General features: G+C 47.3%; 1 protein-coding gene. It reads right to left on the bottom strand.

Translation table 11 applies throughout. The annotated features are described in order from the left end of the window. Positions 1–544, bottom strand: a 544-nt coding sequence (locus A3757_RS04265) for a SulP family inorganic anion transporter (RefSeq protein WP_156506169.1), incomplete at both ends; no start/stop codon positions are given.

Here is a 544-nt window from a genome sequence, read left to right as displayed (position 1 = left end):
TTTAAGCAAGCTTCTACATTCCGGGCTTAGATGGCGAATGTGTAAAGTCTTGTTTGCGTTCAGGTAGCGCTCGGCTAGTGTGTCGATCGCCTCAATGCCTGAGTGGTCGTATACTCTGGATTGAGCGAAGTCGATAATAATGTCGTCGTTGCCCGCTTGAACATCAAATTGCTCTAGGAAGTTCGCAATTGAACCAAAGAACAGGGGGCCTTCTACTTCGTAGACCGTTGAACCTTCTTCATTCTCTTTCTCGTGAATATACACATGCTTCGCGTGTTCCCAGGCAAAGACGAGCGCGGAAACAATTACACCTACGATTACTGCAATTGCCAAGTCTGTTGCCACTGTGACACCAGATACCAGGATTAATACAAAAGCGTCAGAGCGGGGAACTTTTCGAANAATTCGGAAGCTGGACCATTCAAAGGTACCGATGACAACGATGAACATAACGCCGACTAGTGCAGCAACGGGGATCTGTTCAATCAGAGGCGCGGCAAATAAGATGAAGCAGAGTAGGAATAAGCCTGCAGATATACCGGAC

It is taken from the genome of Oleiphilus sp. HI0117, from assembly GCF_001635235.1.
The sequence above is the reverse complement of the archived record's forward strand: the minus strand, read 5'-3'. Positions and strand labels throughout refer to the sequence as shown.